Below are 16,414 nucleotides of genomic sequence, written 5' to 3'. Positions count from 1 at the left end.
GAGGCGGCCCGGCGGGAGTCATCGTGAAAGCGCGATCGGGTGTACGCGACTGGCGATGGCGTCGACGCTTTTTATACGTCGCGTGGATGTCGTCCGTGCTGCCAGGTTGCGCGCTGATCCATCATAACGGCAAGCCCTATACCGAGATCGCGCCCGAGCAGATCAATCTCGCGAACGACATCCATCTCGCGCGCGACGGCTGGCCTGCCGCGCGCTGGTGGACGCGCTATCGCGATGCGCAGCTCGAGGCGCTGATCGATCAGGCGCTAGCCGATGCGCCGACGATGGTGATTGCGCGCACGCGCGTCGCGCAGGCGAGGTCTGATGTCGAGCTTGTCAGAGCGGGGTCGAACCTTCAGGTGGTCGCGTTGGCGTCGCTGGATCGCGAGCATATTTCCGCGAACGGCTTTCTCGGCCCGTTCGCGAAGAACGAACCGGCTGCGGGGCTGACGGGGCCGTGGTACACCGAGGGCATCGTCGGGCTTGGCGCGAGCCTGGACGTCGACATCTGGGGTAAGCAACGCGCGCAGATTGCCGCGTCGCTCGGCGTGAGCAATGCGCGGCTCGCCGAGACGTCCGCCGTCGAACTCGAAATCTCGACGGATGTCGCGCAGCTTTACTACGGCATTCAAACGACTTATCAGCTCATCGATCTGTTGAACGAATCGCATGAGATCGCGGAGTTCGCGGTGCAAGCACACGAAGCGCGTGCTGCGCGCGGCCTCGAAGCCCGCACCCAGCTCGAAGAAGCACGGGCGCAGCAACTGGGCACCGAACGGCAGATTGTGTCGGCGCAAGGGCAGATAAAACAGTTTCGCGAATCGATGCGGGCGCTGGTCGGCGCGGGCTCCAACGGCCTGCCCGCGATCGAGCCCGTGGCACTGCCGCGCTCGCACGCGGCCTTGCCGACGACGCTCTCGTACGAACTGCTCGCACGGCGTCCCGACCTGCAGGCGATGCGATGGTATGTAGAGGCGTCGTTCGACCGGATCGACGCAGCGAAAGCGGCGTTCTATCCGAGCTTCGACATCAAGGCGTTTTTCGGCCTCGACGCATTGCATCTCGCGGACCTCTTCACGCATGCAAGCCAGCAGATCAACCTCATTCCGGGCCTGACCTTGCCGATTTTCGACGGCGGCAGGCTCAACGCGAACCTGAACGGCGCACGCGAGGGCAGCAACCTGTTGATCGAGCAGTACAACCAGGCTGTCCTCAACGCGGTACGCGATGTCGCGGAGACGGGCAGCCGTCTGCAGGCTCTCGATGCGGAGACCGACTTGCAGAAGCAACGGATCGAATCGATTGCGTTCGCGAGGGACAGCGTCGAAGCATCTTATCAACGCGGACTGACGAGCCGGCTCGCGGCGCTGGAAGCGCGCCAGCCGGTGATCGCCGAACAGGTTGCGCTGCTCACGCTCAAAGGTCAGATGCTCAGTCAGGAGATTGCATTGACAAAGGCGCTCGGCGGCGGCTATCGCGCCGATCAGCCCGTCGAACTGAAGCCGCGTTGAACAGTGCGGCGAGGGTGTTCAGAACTGTTGTGCGCGAAACGACTCGATTCCGCGCGGTACACGTTGAACGACCACGATGCCTCCGTCAGATACGTCGGGCAGACGTTGGCCTCGAACATTGGCCTCAAACAGCGGGCTGCGATGCCCGGGCCGTGCTGGACCGGTCACCGGCTTTTTCGGGCATCGGCTACGCAGGGTTGGAATCGAGGAAAACATAGAGGACCGCGATCTTCCCATCACGAACGATGACCACATCCCAGCCCGCATACTCGGGTGCTTCGCCGCGTGGGCCAGAACCCCAAGCCAGAAGACCGGCGTTGTGGAGAGACTTGGGTTCGCCGTGCGGTGCATAAGCGAAGTGCGGGTGCGTCGCACGAAGATCTCCGGCGAATTTGTCGAGAGCGTCGTGCCCGACGAATACACCCGGAGGCACGTAGAGCGCGCAGTCCTCGGTATAGAGCTCCTCGATTGCCGCGCGACGACGCGTTGCGTCGCCCTCACCGAAGACCTCCTGGAGGTTGCGATAAAGCAGTTCCTGGGTACGGTCGTTCATGACACTTCTCCTTGATCGATGATCGGCGATGGCTTCGATGCCGCCCTGCGCATTGCCATCATGGAAGATTCGTCGCTCGTCGCACGTCTCATTGCACCCGTGTGCCGATTTGTTGTCGCAGCGCCTACCTATCTGTCTCGCTATGGTCGTCCTCAGCACCCGGATGAACTTGGCGCCCACCAGTGTCTGACCTACGCCAACAGGAGCAAGCGCGACGTCTGGCGCTTTACCCATGAAAATGGCGAGACATGCGCCGTTACACCGACCGGGGCGTTGCGAGGAACGAGCGTGGAGGCTTTGCTGCCCACGGTCCTCGCTGGACTTGCTCTGACCGAGCTTCCTGAGTTTGTCGCGACGCAGTATTTCGCGGACAAGCAGCTCGAGCCTGTTTTGACCGATTGGCGTTTGCCTGAAGGTGGTTTGTATTTCGTGACACCCAGTGCCCGCGCACGGCCTGCGAAGGTGAGCGCGTTGGCCGATTTCTTCATCGCCAAGCTCAGCGCGGCGCAATGGAGCATAGAGACGCTTGAGGGTTGGAAGCCATCGGGTCGGAGCAGAAGGTGAATTTACGGGCATTGGGCCGTCGGGCCGGTGATCGCGGGAAACCCTCCGGCAATTGCGTTTCATAAGCCGTTTCATAAGCGTTTCCTATCGCGCAAGAACGAACCCGTCTTGGCGTGATTTGCGGGGGCGATATACCGTTATATCCGTGTTACAGCGGCAGCAAGGAAGGCAATGGAGAGCGCCTGGCGATCACTGTCGGCCGGCCGGGCAGCCGCGGGTAGCCAGTGCGGCATCTGTCCGTCGACAGACGCAGATCGACTCCCGTCTTCGGACTGATGTGATGTGCCCGGATGAGCGCGTCGTGCCTACTCGTTCCTGACCTGCATGAGCCGCTCCCCTTACACTTGGAAGCGAAGATCGACCATGTACAAAGCCATCAGGAAAAACCCTTCGGCGGCTCAAGCTGCCGACAAGATCCTTACCGCATTGCGTGATATTCCCGTCTCTGCTCTCAGCGACAACATGCATCGCAACATCGGCAGTGTGGGACTCCACCCCTATCAACGGCCCGGCAAGAAGACGATGGCCGGCACCGCGGTCACGGTGCGCTCGCGAGGCGGCGATAACCTGACTTACCTGCGCGCCCTGGAGTTTTGCCGTCCAGGCGACGTACTGGTCGTGGACGCGGGCGGCGATCTCAACAACGCTGTGGTCGGCGGGATTCTGTCGTTCTACGCAGCCAGCATCGGCGTTGTCGGTTTGGTGGTAGATGGCGCAATCCGCGACGTCGCGGAAATTCGCGATCGGGACTTTCCCGTTTACGCGCGCGGGGTCACGCACCGGGGGCCGTATAAGGACGGTCCGGGTGAAATCAATGTGCCGGTGTCGGTCGGAGGAATGGTGGTCAATCCGGGCGACATTGTCGTGGGTGACCAGGATGGCTTGCTGGCCATTCCGCAGGAGGATGCCGAGCATGTCATTGAAAAGGCGCTAGCCGTTCTGGAAGCCGAGGCCGAGACGATGCGGGCGATGAAGGAGGGCCGCTGGAACCGTGCGTTTATCGATGCGCTCGAAGCGCGATGCAACAACTGAGCAAAGCGTGGAGAGAAGGGCAAGAACCGACGTCTGCACCGCGACGTCGGTTTTTTTATAGCATGCAGATCCCGAAGTTTGCCGTCGTGAATCCCGTAGACCCACGCGTGTACCGAGCGCGACTGGCCTCGCGCCCAGGCATCCTGAACGACAGTTGTGCGCACGCACGGCGACGAACGCGGATTGCCGCGTTATCGCCGCTTCACGTGCGCGATCAGTGCGCGATCAATCGAAGCTCACCAGCACCTTCATCGATTTTGAACGGTCGCCGGCTGTCTGGAACGCCTTGACCGAATCCTGATACGGGAAGATGCCCGAAATCAAGGGCTTCACGTCGATCAATCCCTTGTTCAGCAACTCGACGGCAACCGCGAATTCTTCGTGAAAACGGAACGCGCCGCGCAGATCGAATTCCTTGGCGACAATGACGTTGATCGGCAACGTAATGTCTCCACCGAGGCCAACCTGGACGATCACGCCGCGTGGCTTGAGCACGTCGAAAGCGCCACGCAAGGCCGCTGCGTTGCCGCTCGCCTCGAACAGAACGTCGAAGCTGCCCTTGTCGGCGGCGAACGGCTTGAGCGCGTCCGGCGTCTCCGCGATGTTGAGCGCAAGGTCGGCTCCGACCTTTTTCGCGCTGTCGAGCGGCAGCGTATTCACATCGGTTGCGACGATCGTCGCCGCACCGGCCCTGCGCGCAGCCGCCACGATCAACGCGCCGATCGGTCCGCATCCTGTCACGAGCACACGCTTGCCGAGCAACGGACCCGCGCGTCGAACGGCGTGAAGCGCGACAGAGAGCGGTTCGGCCATCGCGGCTTCCGCATCGCTAAGGGAGTCCGCCACCGCGTGGGCCTGTGAACGGTCGATCACGATCTCCTGCTGGAATGCGCCTTGCACGTGCGGCGTACGCATGGCGCTGCCGTAATAGCGCATATCCAGACAGTGATTCTGCAGCCCTTGCTGACAGTATTGGCACAGACCACAAGGCCGGCTCGGGCTGATTGATATCCGTGTGCCGACGGGCATATCCGTCACGCCAGTTCCCACACGCGAGACGGCGCCGGAAACTTCATGGCCGAGTACCATGGGTTCCTTGATGCGAACCGTGCCGAAACCGCCATGATTGAAGTAGTGGAGATCGGAGCCGCAGATACCGCCGGCCCGAACCCGTATTAGCAACTGGTTTGCTTCCGGTTCAGGCGTGGGAACATCCTCGATGCGCAGATCGAGGGGGGCGTGAATGACAAGTGCATGCATGGTAAGCGCCTCTAACGGTGAATGCGGGATCAGCACGCTATACGGTAGCGTCTAAAGTCCCGACCGACAAAGACCGATGTTGTCTGGGCCGATAGTCGCCGCTTATGGATGCTCATTCGAGCGCCTTGGTCATGTTCTCGATGCCCTTGCCGGTGAGCTTATCGATCAACGCCTTCAGCGCATGCTGTGCTCACGCGACCGCCGATCCGTAGCCTGGAACGATCACGACGGGTAGCTTTCGGCAGGGATGCCGATACTCATGCGTGTTCCTGTTGGGATGGGTGGGTGGACGGCATTGGCGGATCGAGGTCTGCCTTCTGATCCTGGCGCTGCGCATTGACGATCGGGACAAGATAGGGTGTCCCGATGTTGTTTGACCTTCGGAGAGGTCTGTCGGGGTCGGGCGACACCGGACAGACCTTCAATGCCACCAATCCTAGAACTTGTGACGCAGACCGATTGCTGCCTCGAACAGCGAGTTGTAGCCAAAAAACGGCTGGTTCGAACCGGAGGCGGCAGCGAGCGTCGTCCACGCGCCGGTGAGGTGGTTGTAATCCACGCCGACATAGACATCGGTGCGCTTGCTCAAGAAGTAGTCGAGCGTCGGGCCGCCGGTGATGCGTGTACCGCTCTTGCCAGCGTGGTGGACAAAGTCGATGTAGAACGGCAGATCGAGCACGAGTGACGGCGTAATGTAGTACTGGACCGCGGTGGAGAACGAGTCGTTGCGATAATCCGCCGGATAGACGTGGCTGTAGATATACGAGCCGAACACCTTCGCCGCACCGAATTTATAGGTTGCGCCCGCGGTGAAGATCTTTTGCGAGCTGTCCGGGATTGTCACGCCGAAGTAAGTGCTGCCGTAGACGCTTGTCGAAGGCGTCAGGCCGCCGATGTCGTTCACGACCTGGTAGGCGGCGCCGACGCTCAAGGGGCCGTTGTCATAGGAGAGGCTGACGGCCGGCGACGAGTTCTGGTGAAAGTTGCCCGCTGTCTGGCCAAACGTATAGGCACTTTTAAGGGTGAAGCCGGCAAGCGTCGGCGAGGTATAGCGCACGCTATTGTCCAGACGGCCGCCGCCGGTCAATCCGGCGCCCTGAAAGCCGATTGTGCCGGTGTAATTGGCGAACGCATAGATGTCGTGCGTCCATCCCATTTCGTGCACCAGGGTGTATTGACGCCCCATCGTCACCGTGCCGTAAGGGCTTTTGAGCCCGACCATCGCGGTGCGGCCGAACAGGCGGGCGGTGCCGGACGGCGTGGACTGCTGTGTCACGCCGGTATTCGGTGTGAAGCCGCCTTCGAGCTGGAAAATGGCGGCCAACCCGCCGCCGAGATCCTCGGTTCCCTGCAGACCCCAGCGGCTACCCTGAATTTCGCCGCCGCTGCCCATCGTGAAAAGCTTCCCGCCGGATTTGTTCTGGTGGGTGTCGTAGCGCACGGCTTCGTCGATGATGCCGTATAAGGTGACGCTCGACTGCGCGTGCGCGACCCCGGAGATTGCCAGTCCAAACCCGGTTAGTATGCCTAAAGTGTGCTTTTTCACGAATAGATCCCCTTGCAGATTGACGAAAAATGGAAAACTCCAAGCCGACTGCCGCGTCCTGTCGGCGCGGCATGTCTTTTTACAAAGCGACGACGCTGCGTATGCACGTCGTCGCCGTACTCTCAGTTCAGTGCGGCGACCGCGACTGCAATCTTTCTGCAGCCCTCATCGATGATCTCGATGCTCGTGGCGATCGACATCCGGAAGAAAGGTGAAACGCCATAGGCCGATCCGGCAACCAATGCGACGCCGGCGTGCTCGAGCAGATAGAGAACGACATCCGCGTCGCCCTCGAGGCGCTTGCCTTGCGGCGTGGTGCGGCCGATCATGCCGCTGCAATTGACATACAGATAGAAGGCGCCGCCCGGCGTCTTGCAACTAATACCGGGAATCGCGTTGAGAGCTTCGAGCGCGCGGTCGCGGCGCTCCTTGTAGGTCCGCACCGATTGCTGTACGAAGGTCTGGTCGCCGTTTAGCGCCGCAAGCGCCGCAGCCTGGCTGATCGAGCAGGCGTTGCTGGTGGATTGGGACTGAAGCGTGTCCATGGCCGCGATCAGGTCGGCGGGGCCGGCGGCGTAGCCGATGCGCCATCCGGTCATCGCGTAGGTCTTGGAAACGCCGTTGACGACCAGTGTGCGCGAACTGAGTTCGGGTTCGATCGACAGCAGGTGCTGCGACGCTTCGCCTTCGAAGCGGATGTGTTCGTAGATGTCGTCCATCATCACCAGCACGTGCGGGTGACGCAGCAGCACATCGGCCAGCGCGCGCAGTTCGCTGGCGTGATAGGTCGCGCCGGTCGGATTGGTCGGCGAATTGATGATCAGCCAGCGCGTGCGTGGCGTGATTGCCGCTTCGAGGGTGGCGGGCGTCAATTTGAAGCCGTCTTCCTCGGTGCAGGGCACGACGACCGGCACACCGTCGCAGGCGAGCGCCATGTCCGGGTATGACACCCAGTACGGGGCGGGAATCAGGACTTCATCGCCTGCTTCCACGGTGACGGCGAGCGCGTTGAAGATCGCGTGTTTGGCACCGCACGTCACGATGACGTGTTTGGGATCGTAGGAGAGACCGTTCTCGCGATGCAGCTTCGCGGCGATGGCGGCGCGCAGCGCCGGCGTGCCCGCCGTTTGCGTATAGCGTGTTTCGCCGCGCTCCATCGCTTCGAAAGCGGCCTGGCGAATGTGCGCCGGCGTGTCGAAATCGGGTTCGCCGACCACGAGGTTCACGATGGTTTTTCCCTGCCGCCGCAATTCTGCGGCCCGGTCGGCCGCGGCACTGCTCGGCGAAGGTTTGATTCGCTGGACGCGGGCGGCAATTCGCGATGCACTCACACTTGACTCCTGAACGGCATTTGACGAGCCTTCACATTAAGCGCGCGAAAAAGTTCAAGCCAAGATGACTTTCCGCTGGCGCAATAACATCCACTTATGACGCGACGACGTGCGCGCGCTTCTACGTGCGCTTCTACGTGCATTGCTGCGTGCATTTCTGCGTGCGCTTCCGGCTTGACTGGCCCAGGTCCAAGCGGGAATACGCTGACAGGCCGCGTTTTTGGCGCGGCCCGAGCGGGCACGAGGTTTTTTTAAGCACTGTGCGCCGGGCGGCGCTTGCCCTATCATTGTCGCCATCCCTTAACGTCTAGACGTGACTACCGTGAACCTGCGGCGTTTGAAGTACTTCGTGAAGATCGTCGATATCGGCAGCCTGACGCAGGCTGCCGAAGTGCTTCATATCGCCCAGCCGGCGCTGAGCCAGCAGTTGATCACGCTCGAGGACGAGTTCCAGCAACAGTTGCTGGTGCGTACCAAGCGGGGTGTGACAGTCACCGAGGCGGGCGCGACGCTGTATCGCCACGCCCAGCTGATCCTGCGTCAATACGAACAGGCGCAGGCCGACGTGAAGAGTGCCGGCCAGACGCTGTCAGGCCAGGTCTCGGTGGGGCTCGCGCCCGGCACCGGAGCGTCGGCACTGTCCTTGCCGCTGTTGCGTACCGTGCGTGCCCGGCATCCGGATATCCTGCTTTACATCAACGAGAATTTCGGCACGACGCTCAGTGAGCTGATCATGAACGGGCGTATGGACATGGCCGTGCTGTATGGCGATAAGCCCGTACACGGCTTGTCGTTCCAGCTTCTGATGAACGAGGAACTGTTCCTCGTGGCGCCGCGCAGCATGGGGATTACGCAGGAGCAGATCGGCGTGACTGAATTGCGCGACGTGCCTTTGCTGCTGCCGCGTCCGTACAACTATCTGCGCAAGTACGTCGACGAGGGATTCGCGCGCGTGCAGATGATCCCCAAGGTCGTGGCCGAAATCGAATCCGCGTCGACGTTATCGGCTGCGGTGAGCGCGGGTATCGGTGCGACCATCCTGCCCGATTCCACCGCAAGGGTCGTGGCCGGGGCGGGCGACGTCGTGCAATGCCGTATCGTGTCACCCGTTATCAAGATTCCGCTGTCGGTCTGTCTGTCCGACCATTTGCCTCTTTCCGAGCCCGCCGCGGCCGTCAAGGACATCCTGCTGGAGCTGGCAGGCGACCTTGCGCTCGACGTGCGCTTCGAGTCCGGCGCCGATACATAAGCGCGCCTTATCGCTACAAAGCCAAACCGTCTTGGCGCAAATTTTATGCGCCGGATACATTGAGTCCATCGTCGATCGCCCGGTTCGCAGTGAGCCAGAGCGACGAGGCTAGCCGTCACGCGGGCGAGACAACTGGAGATCGAATCTGGTTGCCGAACAGCCCCGGCGGTGCTTCGCGCACGCCAGTCGACCGGCGCGCGTCCAACCGGCCACGGACTCAAAGATGGATCTCCAGAAGATTAAGGCGCTTATCGACCTGTTGGCGGAATCTCCGCTAGCCAAGCTCGAAGTCATCGAGGGCGAGGATCGGGTCAGGCTTGTGAAGGCGAAACGGCGCGGCAAACGGGCCGATGTGGCATCGAGCGATGAAGGTGTAGCTATGACGTCCGCCCCGGACGTTCGAGGGGCTCGAGGGGCTCGAGGGGCGCGAGGGACGCAAGGGGCTCAAGCGACTCAAGCGCCGCTCGCCGAGCCGGCGCAATCAGTCGACGTAACCCGCGCACCCCCTGCAACCGCAAATGAGCCGAAACTCGTTCGTGCGCCCATGTTCGGCGTCGTTCATCTGACGCCGGCGCCCGGCGAGGCGCCATTCGTGAATCCCGGTGGCACGATCGAAGAAGGGCAGGTGCTCTGCACGATCGAGGCAATGAAGATGTTCAACGCGATCGAGTCCGAGTTCGGCGGCGCTGTTCTGGAGATTCTCGTGACTCCGGGCAGCGAAGTGGAATCCGGACAGCCGCTGTTTCGGATCGGCTGATCGACCATGTTCAACAAGGTACTGATTGCCAACCGCGGCGAGATCGCGCTTCGAATCCAGCGCGCCTGTCGTGAACTAGGCCTTAAAACCGTCGCCGTCCATTCCGAGGCCGACGCCGATGCGCGGTATGTGCGGCTCGCCGACGAAGCGCTGTGCATTGGTCCTGCTGCACCGGGGCAGAGCTATCTGAACCGGGCCGCGATCCTGTTCGCGGCGCACGTGAGCGGCGCGCAGGCGATTCATCCCGGTTATGGCTTTCTTTCGGAAAACGCGGATTTTGCCGCGCAGGTCGAGGCCGCCGGTATGGCCTTCATCGGCCCCCAACCCGCTTCCATCCGGACGATGGGCGATAAGGTCGCCGCCAAACGGGCCATGCGCGCGGCCGGTGTGCCCTGTGTCCCGGGCCCGGACGGCGGTCTGCCGGACGACCCCGCGGAGATCCTGCGGGTCGCGCAGGAGATCGGCTATCCGGTGATCGTCAAGGCCGCGGGCGGCGGCGGCGGGCGGGGGATGCGAGTGGTGCCGGGCCCTGAGCAGCTGCTCGATGCGGTGTCGGTGACGCGCGAAGAAGCACGCCGAGCCTTCGGCAAGCCGGAGCTCTATGTCGAGAAGTTTCTCGAGCATCCGCGTCACGTCGAAATTCAGGTTTTGTGCGACACGCACGGCAATGCCCTGTGGCTCGGTTCGCGCGACTGTTCGCTGCAACGGCGCCATCAGAAGGTGCTGGAAGAGGCGCCCGCGCCCGGCATCGCCCCCGAGCTGATCCGGCAAGTGGGCGAGCGCTGCGTCGAGGCCTGCCGGCAGACGAATTACCGCGGCGCGGGCACCTTCGAATTTCTGTTCGAGAACGGTCAGTTCTATTTCATCGAAATGAACACGCGGCTGCAGGTCGAGCATCCCGTGACGGAAATGACGTCGGGCATCGACATCGTGCAGGAACAGATCCGGATCGCTCAAGGGCATGCGTTGACCCTTCGTCAGTCGGACATTCGCACGCTTGGCCATGCTCTGGAGTGCCGGATCAACGCCGAGGACCCGTTCACATTCGTCCCTTGTCCGGGGAAGATTTCCGTTTGGGAACTGCCTGGCGGCAACGGTGTACGGGTGGACTCGCATTTGAGCGGCGGCGCTGTCGTGCCGCCGTATTACGATTCTCTGATCGCCAAGGTCATCACCCACGGCGCAACCCGTGAAGAGGCGCTGGCGCGCATGCGTCTTGCGCTTTCGGAGATGCGCGTCGAAGGCATTCGCACCAACGTGCCATTGCATCGGGCCATGCTCGAGGACGAGGGCTTCGGTGAGGGCGGGGTCGATATTCATCATCTGGAGCGTTGGCTCGCAAAGAGGAAACAGACATGACGCTGACCGTTGAGCATGCGTCGATCGCGCATGCGGACGTAGTCGAACGGTTACGTCCGGATTCACAGAGGACCGCTCTTGCAATGAACCAGGATGAATCGGAGCAGCCGCTTTGCATCAGCATGCTGGGTACGACGGCCATGCTGTTCGAGGCGCCGGGCGCACTCGATCTGCGTGCGCAGCGCCGCATCTGGACCCTCGCCCGCGAGGTGGAATCATGGCCGGGCGTGCGTGAAGCGGTGCCGGGCGTAACCAATCTGATGCTGACGTTTGCCACGCCACCCGCGGATCCGGACTCGCTCGGCGCTGCGTTGCGCGATGCGTGGGCAGCGGCGAGCGAGTTGCAGATCGACGGGAAGGTGGTGGAGTTGCCGGTGCAATACGGCGGCGAGTTCGGGCCGCATCTGCAGGATGTGGTGAATCACACCGGGTTGTCTGTCGACGAGGTCGTGCAATTGCACTGCGCGCCGCTCTATACGGTCTATGCGCTCGGCAGCCATCCGGGTTACTGCTATCTGGGCGGCATGGACCCGCGTATCGCCACGCCGCGGCGCAAGGTGCCGGTGCTGGGGCTGCCTGGCGGCGCGGTGTCGATCGGCGGGGTGCAGACCGGGGTCTCCGCATCGGCGGGACCGAGCGGCTGGAACACCATCGGCCATACGTCGATGTCGTTCTTCGATCCGGCACGTGAGAACCCGGCTACGCTCGCGCCCGGCGACATGATCCGTTTTCGCGTCGAGAGGATTGTTCCATGATCGAGATCTTGTCTTCGTCCGCGCTTGCGACGGTGCAGGACCAGGGGCGTGAAGGCTATCTGCGCTACGGCGTCGGAACGGCCGGCGCGATGGACCGGTTGGCGCTCGCGGTCGGCAATCTGCTGCTCGGCAATCCGGACGACGCGGCCGGCATCGAAATTCCGATGTTTCCCTTTCGCCTGCGCTTCCTCGAAGATCTTGCGTTCGCCATCACCGGCGCCGATTGCTCGGCCCGGTTGGGCGAGCGGCCCGTGTTGCCGTGGTGGACGGTGCATGCGAAACAGGGCGACGTGCTGACGATCGGCGTGCCGGCCAGCGGCACACGCTGTTACCTGTCGCTCGCGGGCGGCGTGGACGTACCGGTGGTGCTCGGCTCGCGCAGTACGCAATTGCGCGGCGAGTTCGGCGGCTACAACGGTCGTCAATTGCAGAAGGGCGACGTGGTGAAGGCAGTGGGCCTCGCCGAGACCGCACCGCAAGATCCGATGCTCGCCGCGGGATTCGGCACCGTGCCGCCCGAGTACTCGTTGCCGGCTCCGTTGTCGCTTCCCGCAGCCGATGCAGGCGAAACCGTGGTGCGCGTGCTGCCCGCCGCGGAGTACGACTGCTACCAGCCGGAATCGCTCGAAGCGTTCTGGCGCGACGGGTGGAAAGTGACGCCGCAGAGCGATCGCTACGGATATCGCCTCGCCGGTCCGACATTGATCGCGACGCATACGATCGAAAAGCGCTCGCATGGGATCGTGCCGGGTGTGATCCAGGTGCCGCATAGCGGACAGCCGATCATCCAGCTTCGGGATGCGCAGCCGTCGGGCGGCTATCCGAAGATCGGCACCGTGATCGAAGCGGATTTGTGGCGACTTGCGCAGGCGCGCATTGGTACGAAGATTCGCTTTGTTCAGACGACGTATGCGGAAGCCGTCGCCGCACTGGAAGAACTGGACAGCTATCTCGTCAAGGTGCGCAATCTCGTTGCGCTGTTTCGTCCTTCCCGACACTGACACATGACACAAAAAATCGAAGTGGATATCGGCGAGCTTCGGCAAATCACGTCGTGGCTGGCAGCGGCCGATATCGAGTTCATCGAAATCAGCAAGCCCGGGGCGACGGTTCGTTTGACAATGGAGCAGGCGTCTTGCGCGGCCGATGCGGACGCGTCGGCGCAGGTGGATTCGCCTATAGCGCGCTCTGGACGAGCGGGCGCGCCGGAACCGTCGCTGAACGAGCAGGCCCTCAGCGTCACCGCGAAGTCGGCAGGCATTTTTCTGACCACGCATCCGGCGCGTTCAACGCCGTTAGTCAGCGCGGGCGCTCACGTCAAACTGGGCGACATAGTCGGCTTGCTGCAGATCGCGCAGTTGTGCGTTCCGGTGGTCGCGCCAGTGGATGGCGTGGTCATGCGGATATCCGTCGCGCATGGAGCAACGGTCGGTTACGGAACCCCATTGATCGAGCTCTCGCCGTCGGCGTAGACGCATATCGACAGACAGAAGCTGAGCCGGTGTTCTCCGCTGCGGATTGCCCGGCACAGACCGCTTAAAGAATGGAGAGTGGATTGTGGAAATCGACCTGAACGCGGACCTGGGCGAAGGCTTCGGGCCATATCGGATGGGCGAGGACGAAGCGATGCTCGATATCGTGTCGTCCGCCAACGTCGCATGCGGCTATCACGCGGGCGACCCGGTCATCATGGACAGGACGGTGCGCATGGCACTGGCGCGCAATATCGATGTCGGCGCGCATGTCGGCTTTCCCGACCTGATGGGCTTCGGCCGGCGGCAGATTCAGGCGGACCCGCTTGAACTGGCGAATTACGTGGTGTATCAGATGGGCGCGCTTGCGGGTATCGCCAAGGCGGCGGGACATCGCGTCACGCACATGAGCTTTCATGGCGCGCTGGGCAACATGGCTGCAGCATCGTATGAACTGGCCGAGCCGCTGGTGCGGGCGGTCGCTGAATTCGATCGCGATCTGATCATCAGCGTCTCGACGAACACGGAAATCGAACGGGCCGCCGACCACATCGGGATCCGCACGGCGAACACGTTTCTCGCCGACCGTGCCTACGACGACCAGGGCGCGCTCGTGTCGCGCAAGCTGGAAGGCGCGGTCATCAAGGACCGCGCGGCCGTCCTGGCACGCGTCAAGGAGTTGCTCGAAGAAGGCACGATCACGACGATCGCGGGCAACAAGCTCAAGGTCGCGGTCCAGTCGATCCTGCTGCACGGCGATACGCCCGGCGCTGTCGAGCTCGCGCGCACGGTGCGTGGCGTGATCGAAGCGGCGGGCGGCCGGGTCGTGCCGGTGTCGAAGCTCGTACGCTAGGCGACGCATCGGACCGCAATCATGCGGCGCTCAGCCGGCCTTGAGTTCAACCATAAGCCGGTCTTATCGCTACAAAGCCAATCCGTCTTTGCCTCACGTTTTCACGGTGTATACATTGGTAGCAGGCTTATCGCACGCCTCGAAAAGGGCGACAGTTCAGAACCATAGATAGAGGTCATTCATGCCGTTTTCAGACTATAAGACCGCGCTGGTGACGGGCGCTTCGACCGGGATGGGCGCCGCGATCGTCGAGCGCTTCTGCCGTGAGGGACTCGAAGTGCATGCGCTCGCCCGCAACACGGATCGTCTGAATGAGCTGGCGGAGCGAACCGGTTGCATCCCGCACGCGATCGACGTGTGCGATCTGGCGGCGGTGACGAAGCTCACCCAGGAAGTACCTTTCGATATCGTCGTGAACAACGCCGGCGTATCGCGCAAAGGCTCGATACTGGACGCGGGCGTCGAAGACATCGATGTGCAGGTGGAAGTGAACCTGCAAGCCGTTCTGCATATCGTGCGGCTCACCATGCCGGGCATGGTTGCCCGCGATCGCGGTCATATCGTCAACATCAGTTCGATCGCGGCGATCTACAACTTCAACGGCAACTCCATCTATCACGCGACGAAGGCCGGCATCCATGCGTTGTCGCGCCAGTTGCGAGTGGATGCGACCGGCAAGCGTGTGCGCGTGACGGAAATCTGTCCGGGCCGCGTCGCCACCGATATCTTTGGCCACGTGCATGGCGATATCGAAGAAGCGCGCAAGAAGTTTATCGATGGCTTCGAGTTGCCGCTGCCGTCCGATATTGCCGATGCCATCGCCTTTGCGATTGCCGCACCGCTCGCGGTCAATATCAGCAATATGGAGATTCTGCCCACGCTGCAGGTGCCGGGCGGGCTGACGACGGTCAAACGCGATCCGGCCGATCACAACGAGTAAGTGCGAGCATGTCTTCGAATCTTGCTGCTTTGGCAGGCGGCGAATGAGCGCGCATTGACCGATGTCGCGGCTATTCCATTGCATTCGTGAGATCTCGACCGCGGTGACCCACGAGGTCGGCGCGTTCGGCTAACCCATTTCGACTCTCGCGCAACGGCCGCGCGAGACCATCACCCGAGCCCAACAAGGAGGTTTTCCATGCGTGCATCGGTACTGGTTACCCGTGCGTCATTTCCGGACATCGTCGATCGCCTGCGCGCGAACTTTGATGTGACCGACAACCCGGAAGACACGATCTGGACGCAGCCGGAGCTGATTGCCCGGCTGCAAGGCAAGGTGGGGGCCATGACGGCCGGCAGCGACCGGATCGACGCGACCTTGCTCGACGCCTGCCCGCAACTCAAGGCGGTATGCAACATCGGCGTGGGCTACAACAACGTCGACGTAGAAGCCTGTACCGCGCGTGGCGTGCTGGTGACGAATACGCCGGACGTCCTGACGGATACCACCGCCGACTTCGGCTTCGCGCTGATGATGGCAACGGCACGGCGCATCACCGAGTCGGAACACTTCCTGCGCGCCGGCGAATGGACCAAGACCGGGCGCTATGACATGTTCGTCGGCAGCGACGTGCATGGTTCGACGCTCGGCATTCTCGGCATGGGACGTATCGGGCAGGCCATCGCGCGGCGCGGCGCATTCGGTTTTGGCATGCGCGTGATCTATCACAATCGTTCGCAACTGGCGCCGGATGTCGAGGAGGGCTGCCGGGCACGCTATGTCGACAAGGAGACGCTGTTGCGCGAATCCGATCATCTGATCGTCGTGGTGCCTTACTCGGCCAGCTCGAACCACGCGATCGGCACTGCGGAACTCAAGCAGATGAAATCGTCGGCCACACTGACCAACATCGCACGCGGCGGCGTGGTGGACGATGCCGCCTTGGCGGTGGCGCTCAACGAAGGCAGCATCGCGGCGGCCGGTCTGGACGTGTTCGAAGGCGAGCCGGTTGTCTGCCCGGCGCTTCTCGCGCAAAAGAATGTGGTATTGACGCCGCATATCGGCAGCGCGTCGGTCAGCACGCGGCGCGCGATGGCCGCGCTTTGCGCAGACAATTTGATTGCCGCGCTGGGGCACGGCGCATCGGCCGGCAAGCCGCCGACACCGGTGAACCCGCAGGTGCTGACGCGCCCGACCGCCACGGCCTGAGCGTCGACCGGCGCTACATGCTG

The 16,414-nt window shown here is 62.5% G+C and carries 15 protein-coding genes and 2 pseudogenes; 12 read left to right on the top strand and 5 right to left on the bottom strand.

Going from position 1 to position 16,414, the window contains the following annotated elements; translation table 11 throughout:
- Positions 1-86 precede the first annotated feature (86 nt).
- A complete protein-coding gene (locus DLM46_RS12680; protein WP_115101113.1) occupies positions 87-1,511 on the top strand; it encodes an MdtP family multidrug efflux transporter outer membrane subunit in 1,425 nt (474 codons plus the stop codon).
- A gap of 187 nt (positions 1,512-1,698) precedes the next feature.
- Here the strand turns inward: DLM46_RS12680 and DLM46_RS12675 are convergent, their stop codons facing one another.
- Positions 1,699-2,064 carry a nuclear transport factor 2 family protein gene (locus DLM46_RS12675; protein ID WP_115101112.1) on the bottom strand — a complete coding sequence of 122 codons (366 nt, stop codon included), beginning with the start codon at positions 2,062-2,064 and terminating at the stop codon, positions 1,699-1,701.
- 18 nt (positions 2,065-2,082) lie between these two features.
- On the opposite strand from DLM46_RS12675, the pseudogene DLM46_RS12670 reads away from it, so the two are divergent.
- Both DLM46_RS12670 and DLM46_RS12665 read left to right on the top strand, forming a co-directional pair.
- Positions 2,083-2,628, top strand: a pseudogene (locus DLM46_RS12670) (substrate binding domain-containing protein); the annotation flags it as partial.
- Between the two features lie 363 nt (positions 2,629-2,991).
- A complete protein-coding gene (locus DLM46_RS12665) occupies positions 2,992-3,660 on the top strand; it encodes an RraA family protein (protein ID WP_115101110.1) in 669 nt (222 codons plus the stop codon).
- Positions 3,661-3,725: 65 nt separating this feature from the next.
- Here DLM46_RS12665 and DLM46_RS40210 read toward each other — a convergent pair.
- From DLM46_RS40210 to DLM46_RS12645, 4 genes and pseudogenes are all read right to left on the bottom strand, one after another.
- Positions 3,726-3,821 (bottom strand): annotated as a pseudogene (locus tag DLM46_RS40210) (carbonate dehydratase); the annotation flags it as partial.
- Between the two features lie 64 nt (positions 3,822-3,885).
- Positions 3,886-4,920, bottom strand: coding sequence for an L-idonate 5-dehydrogenase (locus DLM46_RS12655; protein ID WP_115101109.1), 1,035 nt, complete (start codon positions 4,918-4,920; stop codon positions 3,886-3,888).
- Positions 4,921-5,356: 436 nt separating this feature from the next.
- Complete coding sequence (locus tag DLM46_RS12650) at positions 5,357-6,466, bottom strand: porin (protein ID WP_244306137.1); 1,110 nt, start codon at positions 6,464-6,466, stop codon at positions 5,357-5,359.
- A gap of 122 nt (positions 6,467-6,588) precedes the next feature.
- The gene (locus DLM46_RS12645) at positions 6,589-7,797 is read right to left on the bottom strand and encodes an aspartate transaminase (RefSeq protein ID WP_115101108.1); all 1,209 of its coding nucleotides are present in this window, start codon (positions 7,795-7,797) and stop codon (positions 6,589-6,591) included.
- A 322-nt stretch (positions 7,798-8,119) separates the two neighbouring features.
- On the opposite strand from DLM46_RS12645, the gene nac reads away from it, so the two are divergent.
- The 9 genes from nac (at position 8,120) to DLM46_RS12600 (ending at position 16,391) form a co-directional block, all read left to right on the top strand.
- Complete coding sequence (gene nac / locus DLM46_RS12640) at positions 8,120-9,046, top strand: nitrogen assimilation transcriptional regulator NAC (RefSeq protein WP_115101107.1); 927 nt, start codon at positions 8,120-8,122, stop codon at positions 9,044-9,046.
- A 544-nt stretch (positions 9,047-9,590) separates the two neighbouring features.
- Positions 9,591-9,803: an acetyl-CoA carboxylase biotin carboxyl carrier protein gene (locus tag DLM46_RS40205; RefSeq protein WP_244306136.1), complete on the top strand. Its 213-nt coding sequence runs from the start codon at positions 9,591-9,593 to the stop codon at positions 9,801-9,803.
- Between the two features lie 6 nt (positions 9,804-9,809).
- On the top strand, positions 9,810-11,162 hold the full coding sequence (gene accC / locus DLM46_RS12630; RefSeq protein ID WP_115101105.1) for an acetyl-CoA carboxylase biotin carboxylase subunit: 1,353 nt from the start codon (positions 9,810-9,812) through the stop codon (positions 11,160-11,162).
- A gap of 83 nt (positions 11,163-11,245) precedes the next feature.
- Positions 11,246-11,917, top strand: coding sequence for a 5-oxoprolinase subunit PxpB (gene pxpB, locus DLM46_RS12625; protein ID WP_244306173.1), 672 nt, complete (start codon positions 11,246-11,248; stop codon positions 11,915-11,917).
- Positions 11,914-12,918: a 5-oxoprolinase subunit C family protein gene (locus DLM46_RS12620; protein WP_115101103.1), complete on the top strand. Its 1,005-nt coding sequence runs from the start codon at positions 11,914-11,916 to the stop codon at positions 12,916-12,918. The genes pxpB and DLM46_RS12620 overlap by 4 nt, the downstream gene beginning before the upstream one ends.
- A gap of 3 nt (positions 12,919-12,921) precedes the next feature.
- Entirely contained in the window at positions 12,922-13,389 is a 468-nt protein-coding gene (locus tag DLM46_RS12615) for an acetyl-CoA carboxylase biotin carboxyl carrier protein (protein WP_115101102.1), read from the top strand.
- Between the two features lie 85 nt (positions 13,390-13,474).
- On the top strand, positions 13,475-14,242 hold the full coding sequence (locus DLM46_RS12610) for a LamB/YcsF family protein (RefSeq protein WP_115101101.1): 768 nt from the start codon (positions 13,475-13,477) through the stop codon (positions 14,240-14,242).
- Positions 14,243-14,423: 181 nt separating this feature from the next.
- Positions 14,424-15,182 (top strand): SDR family oxidoreductase, encoded by a 759-nt coding sequence (locus DLM46_RS12605; RefSeq protein WP_115101100.1) that lies wholly within the window; start codon positions 14,424-14,426, stop codon positions 15,180-15,182.
- Positions 15,183-15,380: 198 nt separating this feature from the next.
- Positions 15,381-16,391 carry a 2-hydroxyacid dehydrogenase gene (locus tag DLM46_RS12600; protein ID WP_115101099.1) on the top strand — a complete coding sequence of 337 codons (1,011 nt, stop codon included), beginning with the start codon at positions 15,381-15,383 and terminating at the stop codon, positions 16,389-16,391.
- The last annotated feature ends 23 nt before the right edge of the window (positions 16,392-16,414 follow it).

It is taken from the genome of Paraburkholderia lacunae, assembly GCF_003353175.1.
Taxonomy (GTDB): Bacteria; Pseudomonadota; Gammaproteobacteria; order Burkholderiales; family Burkholderiaceae; genus Paraburkholderia; species Paraburkholderia lacunae.
Note: the sequence above shows the minus strand (reverse complement) of the source record. Positions and strands in the feature narration are given on the sequence as shown.

What these genes read in the sequence shown, in the direction of transcription:
- DLM46_RS12675 (WP_115101112.1), bottom strand. Translation starts at nt 2,064, where the DNA reads ATGAACGACCGTACCCAGGAACTGCTTTATCGCAACCTCCAGGAGGTC.
- DLM46_RS12600 (WP_115101099.1), top strand. Translation starts at nt 15,381, where the DNA reads ATGCGTGCATCGGTACTGGTTACCCGTGCGTCATTTCCGGACATCGTC.
- DLM46_RS12620 (WP_115101103.1), top strand. Translation starts at nt 11,914, where the DNA reads ATGATCGAGATCTTGTCTTCGTCCGCGCTTGCGACGGTGCAGGACCAG.
- DLM46_RS40205 (WP_244306136.1), top strand. Translation starts at nt 9,591, where the DNA reads ATGTTCGGCGTCGTTCATCTGACGCCGGCGCCCGGCGAGGCGCCATTC.
- accC (WP_115101105.1), top strand. Translation starts at nt 9,810, where the DNA reads ATGTTCAACAAGGTACTGATTGCCAACCGCGGCGAGATCGCGCTTCGA.
- DLM46_RS12605 (WP_115101100.1), top strand. Translation starts at nt 14,424, where the DNA reads ATGCCGTTTTCAGACTATAAGACCGCGCTGGTGACGGGCGCTTCGACC.
- DLM46_RS12615 (WP_115101102.1), top strand. Translation starts at nt 12,922, where the DNA reads ATGACACAAAAAATCGAAGTGGATATCGGCGAGCTTCGGCAAATCACG.
- DLM46_RS12655 (WP_115101109.1), bottom strand. Translation starts at nt 4,920, where the DNA reads ATGCATGCACTTGTCATTCACGCCCCCCTCGATCTGCGCATCGAGGAT.
- pxpB (WP_244306173.1), top strand. Translation starts at nt 11,246, where the DNA reads ATGAACCAGGATGAATCGGAGCAGCCGCTTTGCATCAGCATGCTGGGT.
- DLM46_RS12680 (WP_115101113.1), top strand. Translation starts at nt 87, where the DNA reads ATGTCGTCCGTGCTGCCAGGTTGCGCGCTGATCCATCATAACGGCAAG.
- DLM46_RS12665 (WP_115101110.1), top strand. Translation starts at nt 2,992, where the DNA reads ATGTACAAAGCCATCAGGAAAAACCCTTCGGCGGCTCAAGCTGCCGAC.